This window comes from Curtobacterium sp. VKM Ac-2887 (genome assembly GCF_015350935.1).
Taxonomy (GTDB): domain Bacteria; phylum Actinomycetota; class Actinomycetes; order Actinomycetales; family Microbacteriaceae; genus Curtobacterium.
On the sequence record NZ_JADKSB010000008.1, the window covers coordinates 15,320 to 37,292 of the forward strand.

Annotated in this window: 17 protein-coding genes, 2 tRNA genes and 1 other RNA gene; 14 read left to right on the top strand and 6 right to left on the bottom strand. The window is 71.4% G+C overall.

Annotated features, from left to right (window positions below; genetic code table 11):
- Nucleotides 1–5: 5 nt before the first annotated feature.
- Nucleotides 6–650, bottom strand: coding sequence for a hypothetical protein (locus tag ITJ69_RS10650; RefSeq protein WP_194672746.1), 645 nt, complete (start codon nt 648–650; stop codon nt 6–8).
- Between the two features lie 284 nt (nt 651–934).
- Nucleotides 935–1,019 (bottom strand) — tRNA-Ser (locus ITJ69_RS10655).
- Nucleotides 1,020–1,140: 121 nt separating this feature from the next.
- Between ITJ69_RS10655 and pta the strand changes: the two genes are divergently transcribed.
- Together pta and ITJ69_RS10665 are read left to right on the top strand one after the other, a co-directional pair.
- The gene (pta, locus tag ITJ69_RS10660; RefSeq protein ID WP_159573142.1) at nt 1,141–3,249 is read left to right on the top strand and encodes a phosphate acetyltransferase; all 2,109 of its coding nucleotides are present in this window, start codon (nt 1,141–1,143) and stop codon (nt 3,247–3,249) included.
- Between the two features lie 66 nt (nt 3,250–3,315).
- Nucleotides 3,316–4,512: an acetate/propionate family kinase gene (locus ITJ69_RS10665; protein WP_194672747.1), complete on the top strand. Its 1,197-nt coding sequence runs from the start codon at nt 3,316–3,318 to the stop codon at nt 4,510–4,512.
- 534 nt (nt 4,513–5,046) lie between these two features.
- On the opposite strand, the gene ITJ69_RS10670 is transcribed toward ITJ69_RS10665, so the two are convergent.
- The gene (locus ITJ69_RS10670; protein WP_123292136.1) at nt 5,047–5,721 is read right to left on the bottom strand and encodes an SDR family oxidoreductase; all 675 of its coding nucleotides are present in this window, start codon (nt 5,719–5,721) and stop codon (nt 5,047–5,049) included.
- A 37-nt stretch (nt 5,722–5,758) separates the two neighbouring features.
- On the opposite strand from ITJ69_RS10670, the gene ffs reads away from it, so the two are divergent.
- The 12 genes from ffs to ITJ69_RS10730 all read left to right on the top strand — a co-directional run bounded on the left by ffs (nt 5,759) and on the right by ITJ69_RS10730 (nt 19,985).
- Nucleotides 5,759–5,855, top strand: an RNA gene (gene ffs, locus ITJ69_RS10675) — signal recognition particle sRNA small type.
- A gap of 71 nt (nt 5,856–5,926) precedes the next feature.
- Nucleotides 5,927–8,767 (top strand): DNA polymerase III subunit gamma and tau, encoded by a 2,841-nt coding sequence (locus ITJ69_RS10680; protein WP_194672748.1) that lies wholly within the window; start codon nt 5,927–5,929, stop codon nt 8,765–8,767.
- Nucleotides 8,767–9,366: a recombination mediator RecR gene (gene recR, locus ITJ69_RS10685; RefSeq protein WP_194672749.1), complete on the top strand. Its 600-nt coding sequence runs from the start codon at nt 8,767–8,769 to the stop codon at nt 9,364–9,366. The genes ITJ69_RS10680 and recR overlap by 1 nt, the downstream gene beginning before the upstream one ends.
- 116 nt (nt 9,367–9,482) lie before the next feature.
- Entirely contained in the window at nt 9,483–10,748 is a 1,266-nt protein-coding gene (locus ITJ69_RS10690; protein WP_123292139.1) for an aspartate kinase, read from the top strand.
- Nucleotides 10,749–10,780: 32 nt separating this feature from the next.
- A complete protein-coding gene (locus tag ITJ69_RS10695) occupies nt 10,781–11,833 on the top strand; it encodes an aspartate-semialdehyde dehydrogenase (protein WP_123292140.1) in 1,053 nt (350 codons plus the stop codon).
- Between the two features lie 96 nt (nt 11,834–11,929).
- Nucleotides 11,930–13,417 (top strand): malate:quinone oxidoreductase, encoded by a 1,488-nt coding sequence (locus ITJ69_RS10700; RefSeq protein WP_159573145.1) that lies wholly within the window; start codon nt 11,930–11,932, stop codon nt 13,415–13,417.
- A 46-nt stretch (nt 13,418–13,463) separates the two neighbouring features.
- Nucleotides 13,464–14,570, top strand: a complete 1,107-nt coding sequence (locus ITJ69_RS10705) for an Rv2578c family radical SAM protein (RefSeq protein ID WP_159573146.1) — start codon at nt 13,464–13,466, stop codon at nt 14,568–14,570.
- Nucleotides 14,571–14,723: 153 nt separating this feature from the next.
- Nucleotides 14,724–15,977 (top strand): sensor histidine kinase, encoded by a 1,254-nt coding sequence (locus tag ITJ69_RS10710; protein WP_194672750.1) that lies wholly within the window; start codon nt 14,724–14,726, stop codon nt 15,975–15,977.
- Nucleotides 15,974–17,248: a hypothetical protein gene (locus ITJ69_RS10715; RefSeq protein ID WP_194672822.1), complete on the top strand. Its 1,275-nt coding sequence runs from the start codon at nt 15,974–15,976 to the stop codon at nt 17,246–17,248. The genes ITJ69_RS10710 and ITJ69_RS10715 overlap by 4 nt, the downstream gene beginning before the upstream one ends.
- A 55-nt stretch (nt 17,249–17,303) precedes the next feature.
- Nucleotides 17,304–17,936, top strand: a complete 633-nt coding sequence (locus ITJ69_RS10720) for a response regulator transcription factor (protein WP_111084224.1) — start codon at nt 17,304–17,306, stop codon at nt 17,934–17,936.
- Nucleotides 17,936–18,562, top strand: a complete 627-nt coding sequence (locus ITJ69_RS10725; protein WP_123292145.1) for a thymidine kinase — start codon at nt 17,936–17,938, stop codon at nt 18,560–18,562. The genes ITJ69_RS10720 and ITJ69_RS10725 overlap by 1 nt, the downstream gene beginning before the upstream one ends.
- A gap of 379 nt (nt 18,563–18,941) precedes the next feature.
- Nucleotides 18,942–19,985, top strand: a complete 1,044-nt coding sequence (locus ITJ69_RS10730; RefSeq protein ID WP_194672751.1) for an LLM class flavin-dependent oxidoreductase — start codon at nt 18,942–18,944, stop codon at nt 19,983–19,985.
- A 95-nt stretch (nt 19,986–20,080) separates the two neighbouring features.
- Here ITJ69_RS10730 and ITJ69_RS20965 read toward each other — a convergent pair whose 3' ends face one another.
- The 3 genes from ITJ69_RS20965 to ITJ69_RS10745 form a co-directional block, all read right to left on the bottom strand.
- Nucleotides 20,081–20,698 carry a response regulator transcription factor gene (locus ITJ69_RS20965; RefSeq protein WP_159573150.1) on the bottom strand — a complete coding sequence of 206 codons (618 nt, stop codon included), beginning with the start codon at nt 20,696–20,698 and terminating at the stop codon, nt 20,081–20,083.
- Nucleotides 20,695–21,720 carry a sensor histidine kinase gene (locus ITJ69_RS10740; protein WP_159573151.1) on the bottom strand — a complete coding sequence of 342 codons (1,026 nt, stop codon included), beginning with the start codon at nt 21,718–21,720 and terminating at the stop codon, nt 20,695–20,697. Before ITJ69_RS10740 ends, ITJ69_RS20965 begins: the two co-directional genes overlap by 4 nt.
- Before the next feature lie 149 nt (nt 21,721–21,869).
- A tRNA-Pro gene (locus ITJ69_RS10745) sits at nt 21,870–21,943 on the bottom strand.
- Nucleotides 21,944–21,973 lie beyond the last annotated feature (30 nt).

Genomic DNA, 21,973 nt, shown 5'->3' on the forward strand with positions numbered 1-21,973 from the left:
GAGCGTCAGCGACCGAGCAGACCGGTGAACTCGACGACGAGCAGACCCAGGACGACGAGTGCTGCCACGCCGCCGACGAGCAGGTAGGCCGGCCGCTGTTCGTACCAGGCGCGGCTCGAGGGGTAGCGCTTCGCGAAGACCCGGGCCGAGACCGGACGTGCCTCTTCCGTCACCTGGACGCCCAGGGCGTCGACGACCTGGGCGAGCCCGTCGTCGCCCCACACGTCGGCACGGATGCGGAACAGGTGCGCACCCGTCGCGTCGAACGCCACGAGTTCGCTCATGGTGCGGTCGACCGAGCTGCCGTAGGTGGTGGCGAGCACCAGACTGTGCACGCGGTCGCGGGGGATCCGACGGTGCGCGGTGACCACGCCCCGGATCGTCAGGCCGTCAGGGTCGATGCCGATGTACGCCGTGCTCAGTCGGACGAACACGACGCCCACGAGGACCGCCAGCGCGACGACCACGGTCGCGACCATCGCCCACGTCCGGAACGGGAACGACACCCAGACCAGGGCGACGGCGAGCGGCACGGCCGAGAACACGATGCTCAGCGCCGTCGAACGGACCAGGGACCGGCGGGGGCGGAGGACGACGTCGTACACGGTGGCACGCAGGTGCGGCGTCGCTGGCACCGTCATGTCCCCCATGCGCTTCTCCTGAACCCTCGGGTCTCCCGGGCACGCCGAATCGGCCGCCCTGCGAGCGACGCCCCTGCCGCTCGATGCACTGCGGTCGACTCGTCCCGGAGTCGTCCGCTCCGGCAAGCATAGGTGCACGACGGGGACCGGGGACAGCCCGTTCCACCCCGGATCGGCGTTTGACGGCCAGTCCTTGGCGAACAGGGGACAGGTGGGTCCGCCGCGTGGGGGACCGGCGACGAGGAACGCCGCGAACGAAGAAAGCCCCGCACCGGAGTGCGGGGCTTGCTCGGCGGAGAATGGGGGATTCGAACCCCCGAGGGCTTGCACCCAACACGCTTTCCAAGCGTGCGCCATAGGCCACTAGGCGAATTCTCCTTGTGCCGTCTCGCGACGGCGACACCCAATGGTACAGGTTCTCAGGGGTGCTCACGACCGTGTGTCGTCGAGGCGGGTGCTCCCAGTTGTCGTGACATGTCCGGCGACTACCCTGAGACGCGTGTCGACCCGCATCTACATCACGTCAGCAGAAGGGCACACGGGCAAGAGCACCGTCGCCCTCGGTGTCCTCGAGACCCTCGCGCGCTCCGTCGGCCGCGTCGGCGTGTTCCGCCCGGTCGCCCGCTCGGTCGCCGAACCCGACTACGTGCTCGAACTGCTGCTGCAGCACACCGCGGTCGGGATCTCGTACGACGACGCCGTGGGGGTCACCTACGACGACGTCCACGCGGATCCGGACGCCGCGCTCGGCACCATCGTGAACCGCTTCGCCCAGGTGGAGCGCCAGTGCGACGCGGTGGTCGTGCTCGGGTCCGACTACACCGACGTCGGCAGCCCCACCGAGCTGTCGTTCAACGCGAAGGTCGCCGCGAACCTCGGTGCCCCGGTGCTCCTCGTCCTCGGTGGTCGTGACGCCGCCGAGCGCGGTGCCCGCACACCCGAGGGGATGGCGCAGGTCGCGGACGTCACGACGAGCGAGCTCCGGGCGGCGCACGCGCAGCTGTTCGGCGTCGTCGTGAACCGCGCCGACCCGGAGGCCCTCGCCGCGATCGTGGCGAGTGTCGAGCGGGCCGTGCACGACGACCACCCGGACGTGCCCGTGTGGGCGATCCCGGAGGACCGCGTCCTCGTCGCCCCGACCGTCCGCGCGCTGCTGCAGGCGACCGACGCCACCCTGGTGCGCGGGGACGACGCCCTGCTCGACCGCGAGGCACTCGGCACCGTCGTCGCCGGCATGAGCATGGAGAACGTCCTGCCGCGCCTGATCGAGGGCGGCATCGTCGTGGTCCCCGGTGACCGCAGCGACGTGCTCATCGCGACCCTGCTGGCGAACCAGTCGGACACGTTCCCGAGCCTGGCCGGCGTGATCCTGAACGGCGGGTTCGAGACCGCACCGCAGATCTCCCGGCTGCTCGAGGGGCTGTCGAGCTCGCTGCCGATCGCGCAGAACGACCTGGGCACGTACGACACCGCCCTCCGCATCACGCAGACCCGCGGGCGCCTGGCGGCGGACTCGCCCCGCAAGGCCGACCTCGCGCTCGCCCTGTTCGAGCAGCACGTCGACGCCGAATCCCTGCGCGACCGTCTGCAGCTCACGCCGTCCGGCGTCGTCACGCCGCTCATGTTCGAGCACGGGCTGCTCGACCGGGCACGAGGGTACGGCAAGCACATCGTGCTGCCCGAGGGCGAGGACGACCGCATCCTCCGCGCGGCGTCGACGCTGCTCGCCCGCCAGGTCTGCGAGCTGACGATCCTCGGCGACCCCGTCGCGATCCGCACCCGCGCGACCGAGCTCGGACTCGACCTCGACGCCGCCCAGCTCGTGTCGCCGTTCGACCCCGAGCTCCGCGAACGCTTCGCCGAGGAGTACACCCGGCTCCGCGCACACAAGGGGATGTCGATCGAGCTCGCGCGCGACACCGTGACCGACGTCTCGTACTTCGGCACGATGATGGTCCAGCTCGGACTCGCCGACGGCATGGTCTCCGGTGCGAAGCACACCACCGCGCACACCATCCGGCCGTCCTTCGAGATCATCAAGACCCGTCCGGACACCTCGATCGTGTCGAGCGTGTTCCTGATGGCGCTCGCCGACCGGGTCCTGGTCTACGGCGACTGCGCGGTGATCCCGGACCCGACGAGCGAACAGCTCGCCGACATCGCGATCTCGTCGGCCGAGACGGCCACCCAGTTCGGCATCGACCCCCGCGTCGCGATGCTCAGCTACTCGACCGGCGACAGCGGCACCGGCGCCGACGTCGACAAGGTCCGCGCCGGCACCGCCTTCGTGCGCGAACGCCGTCCCGACCTGCTCGTCGAGGGCCCGATCCAGTACGACGCCGCTGCGGACCCGACGGTCGCGAGCACGAAGATGCCGGACTCCCCGGTGGCCGGCAAGGCGACCGTCTTCATCTTCCCCGACCTCAACACGGGCAACAACACGTACAAGGCCGTGCAGCGCTCCGCCGGAGCGGTCGCCATCGGGCCGGTCCTGCAGGGCCTGCGCAAGCCGATCAACGACCTCTCCCGCGGCGCCCTCGTCAGCGACATCGTGAACACCGTCGCGATCACCGCGATCCAGGCCGGCACCGCGTCCGACGCGGCCTGACCTGCGCGACGCACACCGCGCCTCCCGTCCGGCCGACCAGGCCATGAGCAGAAAGCGACACCACCCGTGACCGCAGCCCTCGTCGTGAACTCCGGATCGAGTTCGTTCAAGTACCAGCTCATCGAACTCGAGGGGGAGCGCACGCTCGCCTCCGGGCTCGTGGAGCGCATCGGCGAGTCGGCCGGCGCGTGGAGGCACACCAACGCGCTGACGGGGGAGTCGTCGTCGAACGACGCCGCGTCCGTGCCGGACCACGCCGCCGGGTTCCAAGCGATGATCGACGCGTTCGCCAAGGTCGGTCCGTCGTTCGACGAGCACCCGCCGGCCGTCGTCGGCCACCGCGTCGTGCACGGCGGCACCACCTTCGACCGCGCAACGGTGGTGACGGACGACGTCGAACGACAGATCGAGGCGCTGAACAGCCTCGCGCCGCTGCACAACCCGGCGAACCTCGAGGGGATCCGGGCCGCGAAGCAGGTGTTCTCCGACGTGCCGCACGTCGCCGTGTTCGACACCGCGTTCCACCAGACCATGCCGCCGCACGCGTACACGTACGCGATCCCGGCCGACCTGGCGGCGAAGTACTCCATCCGCCGCTACGGCATGCACGGCACGAGCCACAAGTACGTCTCCGAGCAGGCCGCGGTCTTTCTCGACCGCCCGCTGTCCGAGCTGAAGACCATCGTGCTGCACCTGGGCAACGGTGCCTCGGCCGCAGCGATCGACGGTGGGAAGTCGATCGAGACATCGATGGGCCTCACGCCACTCGAGGGCCTCGTCATGGGCACCCGCTCCGGCGACCTCGACCCCGCCGTCCTGCTGCACCTGCACCGCGAGGCCGGGCTGTCCTTCGACGAGCTCGACACCATGCTCAACAAGCAGTCCGGGCTGCTCGGCCTGACCGGCAACGGCGACATGCGCGACGTCCAGGACGCCGCCCTCAACGGCGACGAGGTCGCCGAAGCGGCGCTCGCCGTGTACCGCCACCGCATCCGTCGCTACGTCGGCGCCTACACGGCGCAGCTCGGCGGGCTCGACGCGGTGGTCTTCACCGCCGGCGTCGGCGAGAACAACGCGCTGCTGCGCCGGCGCGTGCTCGCCGGGCTCGAGCACCTGGGCATCGAGATCGATGCGGACCGCAACGAGCTGGGATCCCGGGAGGCCCGGGTCATCTCCACGGACACCTCACGTGTCGCGGTGCTCGTGATCCCGACGAACGAGGAACTGGAGATCGCCCGACAGTCGGCTGCGGTCGCGCTCTGACGCGGAGCGCGCTGCGCGGTGCGCGCTGCGCTGCCTGGCGCCAGCACGGTGCGGCCTGGCTGGGCTGGTGCGGGGTTGGTCGCTGGGTGCGCGCTTGTAGCGCGGCACGGAGCGTGCAAGCTCGCACGGGGTGTCGAGGTGTGCACGGTGCGGACGGGAGGCGCGGGGCGGGCTGGCGCCGTGCCTCCCGTCCGGCGCTGGGTCGCGGTCACCGCACGGTGTGGCCTGCGTGGGCTGGTGCGGGGTTGGTGGCTGGGTGCGCGCTTGCAGCGCGGCACCGGGCGTGCAAGCTCGCACGGAGTGACGAGGTGCGCACGGTGCGGACGGGGCGGACGGTGCGGACGGTGCGGACGGGAGGCGCGGGGCGGGCTGGCGCCGTGCCTCCCGTCCGGCGCTGGGTCGCGGTCACCACACGGTGCGGCCTGCGTGGGCTGGTGCGGGGTTGGTCGCTGGGTGCGCGCTTGTAGCGCGGCACGGAGCGTGCAAGCTCGCACGGGGTGACGAGGTGCGCACGGTGCGGACGGGGCGCGCGCCTCAGGACAGGGCGTCGAGGGCCGCGGGGATCGGCGTGTTCCCGCTCGTGACCTCGAACTGGACCCCGACGGCCGAGTCGTCGAGCAGCGCGTGCAGCACGACCGTGGCGACGTCGGCGCGGGGGATCGAGCCGCGCGGCACGGTGCGCCCGACGTCGACCGTTCCCTGCGGCGGCGTGTCGAGCAGGCCTCCCGGCCGCACGATCGTCCACCGCAGCCGTCGGGCGCGCAGGTTCGCGTCGGCCTCGGCCTTCGCCCGGAGGTAGACCTGGAACACGGCGGCGTCGTCCTTCGCAGGGACCACCGCGGCCTCGGCGTCGTAGGTGTCCGCCGCCATCGCCGACACCATCACGTACCGGTCGATGCCCGCGCGCTCCGCGGCGTCCGCGAGCAGGATCGCGCCGTCCCGGTCGACGGTGAGCTTGCGCTCCGCACCGCTGTTCGGCCCGGCGCCGGCGGCGAACACCACGGCGTCGACCCCGCGGAGGCGCAGTGCCAGGTCGTCGTCGCCGAGCTGTTCGAGGTCCGCGACGATCGCCGTGGCACCCTGCTGCTCCACGTCGGCGACGTGTGCGGGGTTGCGGACGATCGCGACGGCGTCGTGTCCGGCGTCGGTGATCTGGCGGGCGAGGAGCAGTGCGATCTGGCCGTGTCCTCCGGCGATGGCGATCTTCATGTGTCAATCCTGCCTGGTCGCATCCGGTAGAGTTGTCGGCGGCTCCTCACGTGACGCCATCCAGGTGAACTCCCCCAGGGCGGAAACGCAGCAAGGGTAGCCGGGCTCTGGCGGGTGCGTGAGGAGTCTTTTCGTCGTTCGAGGCAACGCGCACAGACCTGTGGAGGGGCACGCGGGTGTCGGTCGTCCCGGCTACCCTGGTCGCGTGGTCACCGCCCTGTATCGCCGTTACCGGCCCGAGAACTTCGCCGAGCTGATCGGGCAGTCGCAGGTCACCGACCCGCTCCGCACGGCGCTCCGCACCAACCGCGTCAACCACGCCTACCTGTTCAGCGGTCCGCGCGGCTGCGGCAAGACGACCTCGGCCCGCATCCTGGCGCGGTGCCTCAACTGCGCCGAGGGGCCGACCGACACTCCGTGCGGCGTCTGCCCGAGCTGTGTCGAGCTCGCCCGTGACGGCAGCGGTTCGCTCGACGTCATCGAGATCGACGCCGCGAGCCACAACGGTGTCGACGACGCGCGCGACCTCCGTGACCGCGCCGTGTTCGCCCCCGCGCGCGACCGCTACAAGATCTTCATCCTCGACGAAGCGCACATGGTCACCCCGCAGGGGTTCAACGCGCTGCTCAAGCTGGTCGAAGAGCCCCCGGAGCACGTCAAGTTCATCTTCGCGACGACCGAGCCGGAGAAGGTCATCGGCACCATCCGGTCGCGTACCCACCACTACCCGTTCCGGCTCGTGCCGCCCGCGGTCATGCTCGAGTACATCGAGCAGCTCTGCACGCAGGAGTCGGTGACGGTCGCACCCGGCGTCCTGCCCCTGGTCGTGCGCGCCGGCGGCGGTTCCGTCCGCGACACCCTGTCCCTGCTCGACCAGCTCATCGCCGGCAGCGAAGACGGCGCGATCGCCTACGAGCGCGCGGTCGCCCTGCTCGGCTACACCGATGCCGCGCTGCTCGACGACGTCGTGGACGCCCTCGCCGTGGCCGACCCGGCCTCGGCCTTCGCTGCGATCGACCGGGTCGTGCAGACCGGTCAGGACCCGCGTCGGTTCGTCGAGGACCTGCTCGAGCGCTTGCGCGACCTGATCGTCGTCGCGGCGACGAACGAGAGCGCCGCAGCGGTCCTGCGCGGTGTCTCGCCGGACGAGCTCGACACCATGACCCGGCAGGCCGGTGTCTTCGGTGCCACCGGGCTGTCCCGTGGCGCGGACATCGCGAACAAGGCGCTGACCGACATGACCGGAGCGACCTCGCCCCGGCTGCACCTCGAGCTCATGACGGCGCGCATGCTCGTGCCCGAGGCCGACGACACCCAGCGCGGTGCCCTCGCCCGGGTCGAGCGGCTCGAGCGCCGCGTCGGAGTCGGGGACGCCGGCGGCCACCAGGCGCCGTCCGGCGCGGTCGCGGCGCAGGGGTCGGCACAGCCGGCCGCCACCAGCACGGCGCCCGCACCGGCCCCGTCGTCGGCTGCGGCACCGCGTCGGCAGGAGCCCGCAGCGCAGCAGATCCCCGCCGCCCAGCAGGCCCCGGCCGTCCAGCAGGCCCCAGCGGCGCAGCAGGAGCCCGCCGCGGCGTCGGCGAACGCGGCTGCGGCGGCTCAGTCCGACGCCGGAAGTGCGGCACGTGACGCCGCAGCCTCCTGGGCTGCAGCCGTCCCGAGCGCTCCCGAGCCCGCTGCTCCGACCACCGAACAAGTCAGTGCTTCGTCCACGGGCCAGGGCACGACGATCGGTGACGAGCCGGCGGTCCGGACCGTCGGCGCCGTGGGCTTCCAGCAGATGCGCGACGCCTGGCCACAGATCGTCGAGCACGTGCAGCACGCCAAGCGGTCGGCGTGGTCGGTGGTCGTCACCGCACAGGTGACCGCGCTGCGCGACGACGTGCTGACCCTGACCTTCCCGAGCCAGCAGGACGTCGCTTCGTTCAAGGAGATGTCCGACCCCTCGGCCAGTGTGAGCGAACTGCTCCGCGCCGCGATCATGGACGTCATCGGGCTCCGCGTGAAGTTCGTCGCCCGCGGTCCCGGAGGCCCTGGTCAACAGCGCACCCCGGCCCCCACGCAGCAGCCGTTCGCGCCGGCCGGCCGTCCGGCGCCGACGAGCCAGCCCGCTGCGCAGCCGCAGGCGTCGTCGGCGCCGCAGTCCACCGGGCCCGCTCCGACGTCGGCCCCGGCCTCCGAGGCTGTTGCAGCCACCGGGGACGGTCCAGCCGCCCCTGCCGCGGCCGCCGCCTCCGCAGCGCCCGCCACGACGGCGGCAGCCGAAGCCGCGGCGTCCACGCCCGAGTCCGGTCCCGCCGCCACCGAGCCGGAGCCCCGCCCGGCGCAGGCAGCTGCTCCGGCGCAAGCACCCGCTCCGGCGCAGGCACCCGCTCCGGCGTCGGCACCCACTCCCACGGGGGCGCCGGCTGCGGAGCAGGCGCCGGCTCCCGCTGCTGCGTCGGCACCCGCTCCGACGCAGGCACCCGCTCCCGCGCAGGCGCCCGCACCGTCCGGCGCACCCGTCACCGACTGGGCGGTCGCGACGATCCCCGCGAGCGACCCCACCGCCGACGCCGTGCCCGAGTCCGTCGAACCCGGCTGGGCGGCTCCCTTCGGCACCGCTCCGGCTGCCGCGCCCGTCGCCCCGGCCGAGTCCGTCGACCCGCAGCAGCCCCGGTCCGAGGCACCCGCGCAACCCGCCGGTGCCACCGCACCGCAGGGGGTGCAGCCGACCGACGGTCAACCGCAGGCGGCGTCGTCGGCGGTCGCCGCGCCTCCCGGAGGACCCGTCGTACCGGGCGTGCCCGTCGACGACTACCCGCTGGACGACGAACCGTACGACGACGGCGCGCCGTTCCCGGACCCCGGTCACGGCCGATCCGCCGCAGCACCCGCGCAGGCGCCGGTCGCCCCGCGCGCGCAGACCGCTCCGCCGGCCGCACCGCGGACCGCGCCACCGGCACGTCGTGCGCCGGTCGCCGGTCGCTACGGTGAGGCCGTGGTGCGTGAGATCCTCAATGCCCAGTTCATCGAGGAGACCGCTCTCCACCAGGACGGTGCCTGATGTACGACGGGATCGTCCAGGACCTCATCGACGAGTTCGGTCGCCTGCCGGGCATCGGGCCGAAGTCGGCACAGCGCATCGCGTTCCACATCCTGCAGACCGAGTCGTTCGACCCGTCGCGGCTTTCCGAGCTGCTGGCGGACGTCAAGGAGCGCGTGCGCTTCTGCGAGATCTGCGGCAACGTCACCGAGAACGTCCAGTGCAGCATCTGCCGCGACCCGCGCCGGTCGCCGACCACGATCTGCGTGGTGGAAGAGGCGAAGGACGTCGCGGCGATCGAACGCACCCGTGAGTTCCGCGGGCTCTACCACGTGCTCGGTGGCGCGATCAGCCCGATCGACGGCATCGGCCCGGACGACCTGCGGATCCAGCAGCTCATGACGCGCCTGGCCGACGGCACGGTCGAAGAGGTCATCATCGCGACCGACCCCAACCTCGAGGGCGAGGCGACGGCGACCTACCTGAGCCGGCTGCTCGTCCCGATGGGCATCCGGACGACCCGGCTGGCCTCGGGCCTGCCGGTCGGCGGCGACCTCGAGTACGCCGACGAGGTCACGCTCGGCCGTGCGTTCGAGGGCCGTCGCGTCGTCGGCGGTTGAGCCCCACGCAGGATCGTTGCGTGTGGGGCGGCTCGCACGCAACATCCTCGAAACACCGACTACCATTGTGAGACCGCGTGACCTCGCGGTGTCGCCGTCTCCGGGAGTACCAGCCAGTGGCCTTGATCGTGCAGAAGTTCGGTGGATCCTCCGTCGCGGACGCCGAGAGCATCAAGCGCGTGGCGAAGCGGATCGTCGAGACGAAGAAGGCCGGAAACGACGTCGTCGTGGCGGTCTCGGCGATGGGCGACACCACCGACGAACTCGTCGACCTGGCGCACTCGGTCACCCCGATCCCCGCCGGCCGTGAACTCGACATGCTCCTGACCGCGGGGGAGCGCATCTCGATGGCGCTGCTCGCGATGGCGATCAAGAGCCTCGGGGTCGAAGCCTCGTCGTACACCGGCAGCCAGGCGGGCATGCTCACCGACGCGCAGCACGGCAAGGCGCGCATCGTCGACGTCACCCCGAAGCGCGTGCGCGAGGCGCTCGACTCCGGCCACGTCGCGATCGTCGCGGGGTTCCAGGGGTTCAACCGCACGACGGGCGAGATCACCACGCTCGGCCGGGGCGGCTCGGACACGACGGCCGTCGCCCTCGCCGCCGCGCTCGACGCCGACGTCTGCGAGATCTACACCGACGTCGACGGCATCTTCACCGCCGACCCTCGGGTCGTGCCGAAGGCCCGCAAGGTCGACCGCATCACGAGCGAGGAGATGCTCGAGCTCGCGGCGTCCGGCGCCAAGGTCCTCTACATCCGTGCCGTCGAGTACGCCCGCCGGCACGGCGTCACCCTGCACGTCCGGTCCTCGTTCAACAACACCGAGGGCACCATCGTCTACAACCCTGCCGAGGGGGAAACCGTGGAAGAACCGATCATCACCGGGATCGCCGGAGACCTCTCCGAGGGGAAGATCACCGTCGTGGGCGTCCCGGACCAGCCGGGCAAGGCCGCCGAGATCTTCACCAACGTCGCACGCGCCGGGGCGAACATCGACATGATCGTCCAGAACGTGTCGGCGGCGTCGACCGGGCGGACGGACATCTCGTTCACCCTGCCGAAGGACCAGGGCCAGACCGTGCTCACGGCGCTCGAGGTCGCGAAGTCCGACATCGGCTACGAGAGCATCCAGTACGACGACCAGATCGGCAAGCTCGCCCTGGTCGGTGCCGGCATGCGCACGAACGCCGGCGTCTCGGCGAAGCTCTTCCGCGCGCTGCACGACGCGTCGATCAACATCGAGATGATCTCCACCTCGGAGATCCGCATCTCGGTCGTCACCCGCGCCGACACCCTCAACGAGGCGATGCGGGTCGTGCACAACGCGTTCGACCTCGACGCCGAGGCCGAAGCCGTCGTCCACGCCGGCACCGGCCGCTGACCCACGCTGACCCGCTGAACCAGGAGCACCGCATGAGCACCCTCACCGTCGCCGTCGTCGGCGCCACCGGACAGGTCGGCGCCGTGATGCGTCGTCTGCTCGAAGAGCGCGCGTTCCCGGCCGACCAGGTCCGGTTCTTCGCGAGCGCCCGGTCCGCCGGCACGACCCTGCCGTTCCGCGGCGAGCAGATCGTGGTCGAGGACTCCGAGTTGGCCGACCCGTCGGGCATCGACATCGCCCTGTTCTCGGCTGGTGCGACCGCCTCGCGGGCCCTCGCGCCGAAGTTCGCCGCAGCCGGGGCACTCGTCGTCGACAACTCGAGCGCCTGGCGCATGGACCCCGAGGTCCCGCTCGTCGTGAGCGAGGTCAACCCGCACGCGATCGACCAGGCCCCCAAGGGGATCATCGCGAACCCCAACTGCACCACCATGGCGATCATGCCGGTGCTCAAGGTGCTGGACACCGAGGCCGGGCTCCGCCGTCTGGTCGCCACGACCTACCAGGCCGTCTCCGGCTCCGGGCTCGCCGGCGTGGAGGAACTGCTCGGCCAGGCGCGTGCCGCCCTCGAGCAGGACACCGCAGCGCTCACCCACGACGGTTCCGCGGTGACGTTCCCCGAGCCGGTCAAGTACGTCCGCCCGATCGCCTTCGACGTCGTGCCGCTCGCCGGCAGCATCGTCGAGGACGGCCTGGGGGAGACCGACGAAGAGAAGAAGCTCCGCAACGAGAGCCGCAAGATCCTCGAGCTCCCCGACCTGCTCGTCGCCGGCACGTGCGTGCGTGTGCCGGTCTTCACCGGCCACTCCATCTCGGTGCACGCCGAGTTCGAGCGTCCACTGTCGCCCGAGCGTGCGACCGAGATCCTGTCGAGCGCACCGGGCGTGGAGCTGTCGGACGTGCCGACGCCGCTGCAGGCCGCCGGTCAGGACCCCGCGTTCGTCGGGCGCATCCGTGCCGACCAGTCCGCGCCCGAGGGGCGTGGGCTCGCACTGTTCGTCAGCAACGACAACCTGCGGAAGGGTGCAGCGCTCAACGCGGTGCAGATCGCCGAGGCGATCGTCGCGCGTCGTACCGTCGCCGCGTAGCGGCAGAGTCGCCGCTCAGCGGCGCGGCCGCGCGCAGCGACTCGGTCACCGCGCGCGGCTGACCGGCCTGTCGGTCGACGCCGGTAGGATCGACGGGTGGCAGTGAAGCAGGTGGACCCGATCGATGTCGTCCTCGTCGGGGGAGGCATCATGAGCGCCACCCTCGGCGCGATCATCCACCGGCTCGAGCCTTCGTGGAAGATCCGCGTGTACGAGCGTCTCGGCGCCGTCGCGCAGGAGTCCTCGAACCCGTGGAACAACGCCGGCACCGGGCACTCCGCGCTCTGCGAGCTGAACTACACGCCCGAGCTCGCCGACGGTCGCGTCGAGATCGCGAAGGCCGTCACGGTCAACGAGCAGTTCCAGGTCTCGCGGCAGTTCTGGTCGCACCTGGTCGAGACCGGTACGCTGCCCGACCCGTCCAACTTCATCAACCCGACCCCGCACATCTCCTTCGTCTGGGGTGCGGACAACGTCGAGTACATGCGCAAGCGGTACGAGGCGATGCGGGGACACCCGCTGTTCGCCGGGATCGAGTTCTCCGACGACCCCGCTCAGATCCGCAAGTGGGCGCCCGCACTCATCCCCGGCCGCAAGAAGGACCAGCCGATCGCGGCGACCTACTCGGCGGCGGGCTCCGACGTCGACTTCGGGTCGCTCACCCGGCAGCTGTTCGACCAGCTCGAGCTCGACGGGCTCGAGTTCGAACCGAACCACCAGGTCAAGAACATCTCGCGGGGCAAGGACTTCGACGGCTGGGCGATCGACGTCCTGAACGAGGTCGGTCGGTCGACGCAGAAGATCGCCGCGAAGTTCGTCTTCGTCGGTGCCGGTGGTGGGGCCCTGCAGCTGCTGCAGAAGTCCGGCATCCCGGAGATCCGCGGGTACGGCGGCTTCCCGGTCTCCGGCGAGTTCCTGCGCACAGACGACCCCGAGGTCGTGCAGAAGCACGCAGCCAAGGTCTACGGCAAGGCCAGCGTGGGGGCGCCGCCGATGTCGGTGCCGCACCTGGACACCCGCATCGTCGACGGCAACGCGTCGCTGATGTTCGGGCCGTACGCCGGGTTCAGCCCGAAGTTCCTGAAGCAGGGGTCGATGCTCGACCTGTTCAAGTCGATCCGACCGCACAACCTGCGCCCGATGCTGAGCGTCGCGTTCTCGAACTTCGACCTGGTGCGCTACCTGATCGGCCAGCTGCTCGCCTCGAAGCAGACGAAGTTCGACGCGCTGCGCGACTTCATGCCGAGCGCCGAGCCCGAGAACTGGCACAAGATCATCGCGGGCCAGCGGGTGCAGGTCATCAAGCCGGACAAGGACAAGGGCGGGGTGCTGCAGTTCGGCACCGAGGTCATCACGGCTGCCGATGGTTCGATCGCCGGGCTCCTCGGAGCCTCGCCGGGGGCGTCGACCGCCGTGCCGATCATGCTCGGCCTGCTCCGGAAGTGCTTCCCCGACCGGTGGGACGGCTGGCAGGACGCGGTCCACGAGATGGTCCCGACCTACGGGCAGGACCTCGGTGACGACGCCGCCCTGGCCGACGACACCCTCGAGCGCACGGCGAAGGTGCTCGGCCTGCACCACTGACCAGCTCCGGCTTGCGGCCCGTTCGAACATGTGTTCGAATGACGGCATGCGGTGGAGTGGACAGGCGATCGATGCCGAGCAGAGCGACGCACTGCCGGGCATGGAGTCGAACAGCGGGTTCGTCCGGAGTGTGACGACGCCCGAGTTCGCGGGTGTCACGTTCCACGAGGTGCTGGCGAAGAGCGCGCTGAACCGGGTGCCGAGCGCCGACGGTTCCGGCACCTACGGGTGGACCATCAACCCGTACCGGGGGTGCAGTCACGCGTGCGTGTACTGCTTCGCGCGGCCGACGCACACCTACCTCGAGTTCGACGGCGGAGCCGACTTCGACCAGCAGATCGTCGTGAAGACGAACGTGGCCGACGTCCTGCGGCGTGAGCTCGGCAAGCCCACGTGGGACCGTCACCCGATCGCGCTCGGCACGAACACCGACCCGTACCAGCGTGCCGAGGGTCGGTACCGACTGATGCCCGGGGTGATCCAGGCGTTGGCAGACAGCCGCACACCGTTCAGCATCCTGACTAAGGGCACGCTGCTCCGGCGCGACCTGCCGCTCCTGGCCGAGGCGGCGAAGGTGGTGCCGGTCGACCTCGCGATGTCGATCGCCGTGTACGACGACGACCTGCAGCAGTCGGTGGAGCCCGGCACCCCCACGACGGCTGCGCGGCTCGCCACCGTGCGGGCGATCCGCGACGCCGGGCTCGACTGCACAGTGTTCCTCATGCCCGTGCTGCCGTACATCACCGACACCCGTGCACACCTCGACGACGCCGTCGGTCGGGCGGCGGCGGCCGGTGCCACGAGCGTCATGTACTCCGCGCTGCACCTGCGGCCGGGCGTGAAGCCGTGGTGGTTCGAGTGGCTCGGACGCGAACGGCCCGACCTGGTGGCGCGCTACCGGGCGATGTACCTCGACAACACCTTCGCGCCGAAGGACTACCGCCGCTGGCTGTCGGAGCGCATCCGACCGATCCTGGCGGCGCACGGCGTCGGCCTCGGGCGCGTGGACCCGGCGACGGGGTCGATGGGCTTCTCGGACCCCTCGACGGTGCCGCAGGAACAGTCGATCCCCACGACGTCGCCGCTCAAGCGCGCGGATCCGGGCTTCGACCGCCGTCTGCTCCGACCGGTCGCGCCGCAGACGTTGTTCTGAGCAACGAAGGTTGCGCGTTCGGGGGACATCGGTGCGTGGTGGGGGCCGGTATCATCGACCGGGTCGCCGAACGGACGCTGTTTCGGGGTACACGGTCAGCACCGAGGTGTTTGATCGTGGGCGGCATTCCCGCCACCCGGAAGGACCCATCTCGTGCTCGGCATCCCCACGCACCTCGCTCCGCGAGTGAACGCGTGGTCGACGGTGCGGGCCTTCCACGCCGGTGCGATCGGATCGTTGGTGGCGGCGGCGATCGCGCTGCTGCTGTACCGGCTGTCCGAGCCCGACGTGCAGGTGATCAGTGCGGTCCTGGCGCTCGTCCCGATGCTCGGCATGATCGGCGTGCACGTGCAGTTCGGCACCTGGCGCTCCGCGGTCGCGTTCCTGATCGTCGGCGGCGTCTGTGCGTGGTGGTTCGCGATGGTCGTGCAGCAGCAGGTCCCGTTGGGCTGGGTCACCTCGTACCTGCTGTCGTTGGCGGTCATCCCGCTCATCCTGGTCGGCGGTGCCGGCGCGGTGCCGAGCCGCGTCGTGCTGTGGTCCTTCCTCGGCTTCCTGACCGGACGGGTGGCGACGTGGATCGCGGTCGTCCAGGCCGACGGCCCACCGCGTCCGCTCGTGCTCGCCTGGGTGACGCTCGGCTTCGTGGTCGTCCTGGTGCTGTTCACGAGCCGGAGCACCGGTCGGTCGGAGCGGGTGCAGCCGGAGCTGCTGCGCTCGGCGCGTGAGGAGCACGTCTCCGCGTACCGTGCCGGGGTCGAGGCCGAGGCGGCTGCGATCCTGCACGACACCGTCCTGAACCACCTCAACGCGATCGCCCTGGCGCCCGACGGACCGATGGACCCGCACCTGGCACGGACCGTCGAAGCCGACGTCGCCGTCCTGACCGGCAAGGGGTGGCTGGCACCGGCCGCCCGGCAGCGACCGGGTGCAGCCGTCGACGCGTTCGCCGTCATGGTCGACGAGCACCGTGCGGCCGGTCTCGATGTCACGGTTTCCGGTGATCCGTCCGCCCTCGACCGGCTCGACCAGCGTGCCGTCACCGCGCTCGTCCGCGCCGTGGGGCAGTGTCTGGCCAACGTCCGCAAGCACGCCGGTGTCGACGCGGCCGAGGTCAGCGTCTTCGACGACGGTGCGTCGTGCACCGTGATGGTGGTCGACGACGGTCGCGGTTTCGACGAGGACTCCACGGGCTCCGACCGGATGGGCCTGCGTGGCTCGGTCCGCGACCGCATCGGGCGGGTGGGCGGCGACGTCCAGATCTGGTCGTCGCCCGGTTCGGGGACGAGCGTGATGATGACGGTGCCGTTCGGACCGGTCACCGCCACGACCGACGCCGTGGCCACCGACCACGTCGGCACCGTGGTCCCCGACGAGGTCGGCGGCGTGCACGGAGCCGACCGGTGAGCGCCACGACCGAGGCCCGTCGGACCGCGCAGCAGTACGACCCGCTCGGTGCGATGGGGTCGCGTCCGCTCGCGATCGGGCTCGGCGCCGCCAGCATCGTCTGGGCACTCCTGGTGTCCGTGTTCGACCGTGACGTCGTGGGCAGCCCCACCCTCAGCGCGCTCACCGTCATCCTGGTCGCGGCATCGGCAGCGGTCGTGTTCACCGCCTCGAGTCCGTTCCGCGCACCGTTCCCGCGGTGGGCGTTCGTCGCGCACGTCGGGCTGCTCGGCCTGGCGTCGGTGACGAGCGTCGCCGCGCAGTGGGGACCCGACCGCAGCGCCCTGAACGACTTCATGTCGCTCATCACGGCGACCGGCATCGTGATGGTCGCGCCGTACCGGCCCTGGACGGACCTGACCATCGGCGGCGCCCTGCTCGCCGTCGTCAACGCCGCGACCTGGGGCGTCGGTGCAGCGACGTTCCCGCACGAGATCCCCGTCGCCGTCGCGGCCTTCCTGGCGGCGGCACCGACCCTGGTGCTGACCGCTGCGTCGGCCGTCTTCGCGTGGACGTTCGCGGGTCTGGCCGAGCGGGTGCAGATCCGGGCTGGTTCCTACTCGGTCGAGCGTGCGGAGCGGGACGGCATCGCGGCGAGCGTGCAGCAGGACCGGTCGACGATCCTCGCCCGCGACGTCGCACCGTTCTTCGCCGAGCTGCGCACGCGCGAGGTCATCACCGATGCCGACCGCGAGCGGGCACGACTGATCGCCGACGGCATCCGCCGGGCGATGGTCGCCGACGCGGACCGCACCTGGTTCGAGCAGGCCGTGCGGGTCGAGGGCGGGGACGCCCCGGTCGTCGACGACCCGGACGGGCTCGCCGCGATGCTCGACGCCGACCAGCGCTCCGTGGTGCGGACGTTCCTGCGGGCCGCGTTCCGTGCCTCGACCGTCGACCCGGCCGGGTTCCGGGCAACGCTCCGACGCGCGGACGGGCAGGACGACGCGGCCACACGCGGCGATCCAGCGCGCACCGACCCGGCCCGCACCGACCCGGCCCGCACCGACCCGGCCCGCACCGACCCGGCCCGCACCGACCCCGCCCGCACCGACCCGGCCCGCGATGCCCGCGTGCTGCTCGAACTCGACCTCGCCGTGGCCGACTCCGACATCGGGATCCACCGCACCTTCGACCCCTACTTCGCCGTCCTCCGTGTGACGTTCCCCGACCTCGACGTCGCGGTTCGTCCGTCCGCCCTCGCACTAAGGTTCTCCTATGACCAGCACTGACCCGAACAGGCTCTCGGAGGGGTCCCCGTCCCTCCCGAACCCGGGGGCACGACGTGTGCGGTTGGCCATCCTCGACGACCACGAGGTGCTGCTGGACAGCCTGTCGAGCTGGATCGCGGTGAACGCGTTCGACTTCGACCTGGCCCTGACCGCGCACACCTGGCTCGAGATGGTCCACAGCGACAGCTTCCCGACTGACCTGGTGTTCCTCGACTTCCAGCTCAAGGAACCCGTCTCGATCGAGGCCCGTGTCCGCACCTGCCGTGCCGCCGGCGCGAAGGTGATCGTGCTCTCCAGCGTCGACAGCCGCGAGTCCCGCGATCGTGCCCTGGCAGCAGGCGCCGCGGCGTTCCTGTCGAAGTCCCTGCCGATGCGCGAGGTCATGGACGTCGCCCGCGAGATCATGGGCGTCGCACGCGAGACCCCGCAGCCGCGCGAGTGGCGTCCGCTGCCCACCGGAGCGGCCGCGCACCAGCGTCCGAAGCTCAGCCACGGCGAGGAAGAAGCGCTCCGGCTGTACGTGTCCGGCTACTCGACCAACGAGGTCGCCGCGCAGATGAACGTGCAGTACGAGACCGCGAAGACCTACCTGCGCCGGGTCCGCGAGAAGTACAGCAAGGTCGGCCGTCCCGCCTCGAAGAAGTCCGACCTGATCCGGCGGGCCGCCGAGGACGGGTTCCTCGCGTAGTGGCGAAGCTCTACTTCCGCTACGGCGCGATGAACAGCGGCAAGAGCACGGGGCTCCTGCAGGCTGCCTACAACTACGAAGAGCGCGGGCATCGGGTCCTGCTCGCGAAACCCGCGGTGGACACCAAGGGCGACCGTGAGATCGTGTCCCGCCTCGGCGTGACCCGCACCGTCGACCTGGTCTTCGCCCCCGACGCCGACGTCCGGTCCGCGGTCGCCGCGGCCGGCGCCGTCGACCCCGAGTCCGACCGCCTCGACGGCATGGTCCGCGCGGTCAGCTGCGTCCTGGTCGACGAGGCGCAGTTCCTCACTCCGCAGCAGGTCGACGACCTGCTCCGCATCGCGGTCCTCGACGAGATCCCGGTGATCACGTACGGCATCCGCACCGACTTCCGCACCGAGGCGTTCCCGGGCAGCGCCCGCCTGCTCGAGGTCGCGCACTCGCTCGAAGAGCTCAAGACGATCTGCCGCTGCGGTCGCAAGGCCGTCTTCAACGCCCGCACGGTCGACGGCCGGTTCGTTTTCGACGGCTCGCAGGTCGCCATCGACGGCGTCGACGTCGCCTACGAGTCGCTCTGCGCCAACTGCTACCTGACGGAGTCCGGCGGCCGGCTCGACGGCGCCTGAGCGGTCGCGCCCGCTGGCCGGTCACGACACCCCGCTCGGGTTCGTCGAGCGGTCGCGTCGCGTCGCCGGTGCGCCCGTCGGGCGACCGGACGCGACCAGTTCGCGAGGTGCGCGCGGCAGGTCGTGACCGCTCGGCGCTCGAGACGCGACCGCATACGGCCTGGAGGCGCGGTGCAGCCCCGCCACGGGCCTCCCGGCCGTCGCGCCTGACGTCCACGGCGCGCCGCATGCGTCCGCCGTTCGGTCGCGAACCGTCGCTTGTGCGACGTCCGGGCGACGCCTGGTGACCGGTCGGCCGGCGGACGACGGCGTGTCCTGACCGGTGGAGGAGGCGGTCTCGTCGTGGAATGCGTGCGCCGCGGAGCGCGTTGGTGACCACATGAGCGACGACACCCTGCGCCTGTCCGTCCTGGACCTGGCGACGCGCGAGTACGGCCAGTCCAACACCGAAGCCCTGCAGGGCTCGATCGACATGGCAGTCCACGCCGAGAAGCTCGGCTACGAGCGCTTCTGGGTCGCCGAGCACCACGGCATGCCCGGCATCACCTCGTCGGCCCCCGCGGTCCTGCTCAGCGCCGTCGGCGCGGCCACCTCGACCATCCGCATCGGCTCCGGCGGCGTCATGCTGCCGAACCACGCGCCCCTCGTCATCGCCGAGCAGTTCGGCACGCTCCGAGCCCTGTACGGCGACCGCGTCGACCTCGGGCTCGGCCGTGCGCCGGGCACCGACGGCGCGACCGCGATGGCGCTGCGCCGCACCGATCGGCTCGACGTCGACGACTTCCCCGACCGCCTCGCCGACCTGATCGGGTTCTTCACCGGCATGTCCTCGGACAACCCGTTGTCGGGCATCCGGGCGGTGCCGGGCTACGGCGACGTGCCGGAGTTCTGGCTGCTCGGGTCCTCCGGGTACAGCGCCCAGGTGGCCGGGGCGCTCGGCGTCTCGTTCGCCTTCGCCCACCACTTCGCGTCGGACAACACCGAGGCGGCGCTCGCGCTCTACCGCGATTCGTTCCGGCCCTCGCGGTTCCGCCAGACGCCGAACGCGCTCATCGGCGTGCAGGTCGTCACGGACGAGGACCCGGCCGTCGTCGACGAGCAGAGCGCTCCCGGGATGATCTCGTTCATCCGGATGCGACAGGGGGCGAAGCCCGAGCCGGTCTCGATGGACGAGGCCCGAGCGTACGAGTTCAACGACCTCGAGCGTCGGTTCATCGCCGCCCGCACCGAGCGTCAGGCCTACGGCACAGCGGACCAGGTCGCGGACAAGATCAACGCGCTCGTGGCGTCCACCGGGGCGAACGGCGTGATCGTCGCTCCGGGTGCTGCGCAGGCGCGGTACCGGCACCAGGCGCTCGACGTCGTGGCCGGGCTGCACGCCGCCGGGCGGCTCGTGCGCGCTGGCGCGTCGGCGTCGGTCTAGCTCGCTCGCTCGTTCGTTCGTTCGCTTGGTGAGCAGAAATGGTCGGGTCGCCGTCGGGCACCCGACCATTTCTGCTCACCGAGTGGAGCGGAGCCTCAGGTGAGCAGGCCCAGGCGCGTCGCTGCAGCCACGGCGCCGACCCGCGAACCGACGTCGAGCTTGCGGAACACGTTGTAGACGTGCCGCTTGACCGTGCCGATCGCGAGCTGCAGGTCCGCCGCGATCTCGGCGTTCGTGCGCGCAGCCGCCAGCAGCCGCAGGACCTCGAGCTCGCGGTCGCTGAGCGGTGATCCGGCACGAGCCTCGGTGACCAGGTCGACCGGGAACGTCACCGGCGCGGCGTCGGCGTGCGCGGCCCGGGCGATGCGGTCGACGAGCTCGCGGCTCGGGGTGTCCTTCGTCACGAAGTCGACCGCGCCGGCGTCGAGCAGCGTCCGGCGCAGGACAGCATCGCGGTGCATCGTGAGCACCACCACGCGGACGTCCGGACGAGTGCGGCGCACCGTGGCGATCGTGGTGCGCGCCGGCGGACCGTCGAGCTCGACGTCGAGGAGCAGGACATCGATGGCGGCAGCCTCGGGGGAGTCGAGGACGTCGGACGGACGCTCGCCGTGTGCGACCACGCGGATCGTGGGGACGGCGGCGAGGATCGTGGCCAGTCCTTCGCGGAACAGCTGGTGGTCGTCGACGATGGCGACGTGCGTGATGGTCACAGCACGCCCCTCGGGATCGTCAGGCGGACGGTGGTACCGGTGCCGGGTGTGCTGTCGACGTCGAGCCGCGCGCCGATGACCGCGGCTCGCTCGCGCATGGTCTGCTGACCGAGGCGCCCATCGGTGTCGGCGGCGGGGTCGAAGCCCGGTCCGTCGTCGGAGACCGTCACGACGAGGGCGGCCGGTGTCCACGCGAAGTGCACCTCGGCGGCGGAGTCCGCAGCGTGCTTCCGCCGGTTCGTGAGCGCCTCGAGCAGGATCGTGAGTGCTTCCTCGGCCTGCCAGTTCGGCAGGTGCTCGGGCGTGCCCGTGGTGCTGAACGACAAGCGGTCGTCGTCGGAGAACAGGTCCCTGGCGTGCCGGGCGAGCGCATCGTCGAGCAGGGCGGCGCCGACGCGGGCGTGCAGGCTCACCGCCAGGTCCTGCACGTCGCCGAGTGCTCCGCGCAGCAGCCGTGCGGCGTCGTCGAGCTGGTCGGCCCGTTCGCCGGCCGGGGGATCGGTCAGCAGCACCAGGTCGAGTCGCTGCAGCCCGGCGAGTATGCCGTGCGCCACGCGGTCGTGCAGGTCTCGCGCGATCTGCGTGCGGGAGTCCAGGTGCGCCGTCGTGACGCGCTGGCGCAGCGCCTCGGTGTAGGCGACGGCTCCGGCGGGGAACCGGCTCCAGATGCCGGCGTGGAGCGCCCTGGTGGCACGCAGGACCTCGGCGGTGGACTCCGCGCCGACCTCGTCCACGAAGAGCGGCAGGTAGGCGTCGAAGAGCATCTCCGCGGCGAGCATCGCGCCGGCGGGATGCTGGGACTGCTCGGCGTGCAGCGATCCGGTGGCCAGGTGCTCCGGATCGAGGTAGGCATTGCTCACGACGCTGTCCTCGGCACCGGTGGCGTAGCGCTCGTGCGCCTCGGCGATCATCGACGTCACGTTGTCGACGAGGTTCTGCGTGAGGACCGGGTCGTCGGCGAGCTCGGGGAACTGTGCGGCGATCCGTTCGAGGACCGGGCGGAGGTGGTCGGCGGGTGACATCGCTGTCGAGGCTATCCGCGTCGTCGCGGCCGGGGGAACGGCCGCCACGACATGTGTCGCAAGGTGGAGTGCCGAGCACCGACCACGGAAAAGCAGAAGGCCCCGGTTCCGGAGAACCAGGGCCTTCTTCGTACTGTCTCAACACAGTGTCGGGGTGACAGGATTTGAACCTGCGACCTCCTCGTCCCGAACGAGGCGCGCTACCAAGCTGCGCCACACCCCGCGGTGTGATCACTCCGTACCGGAGCAACCC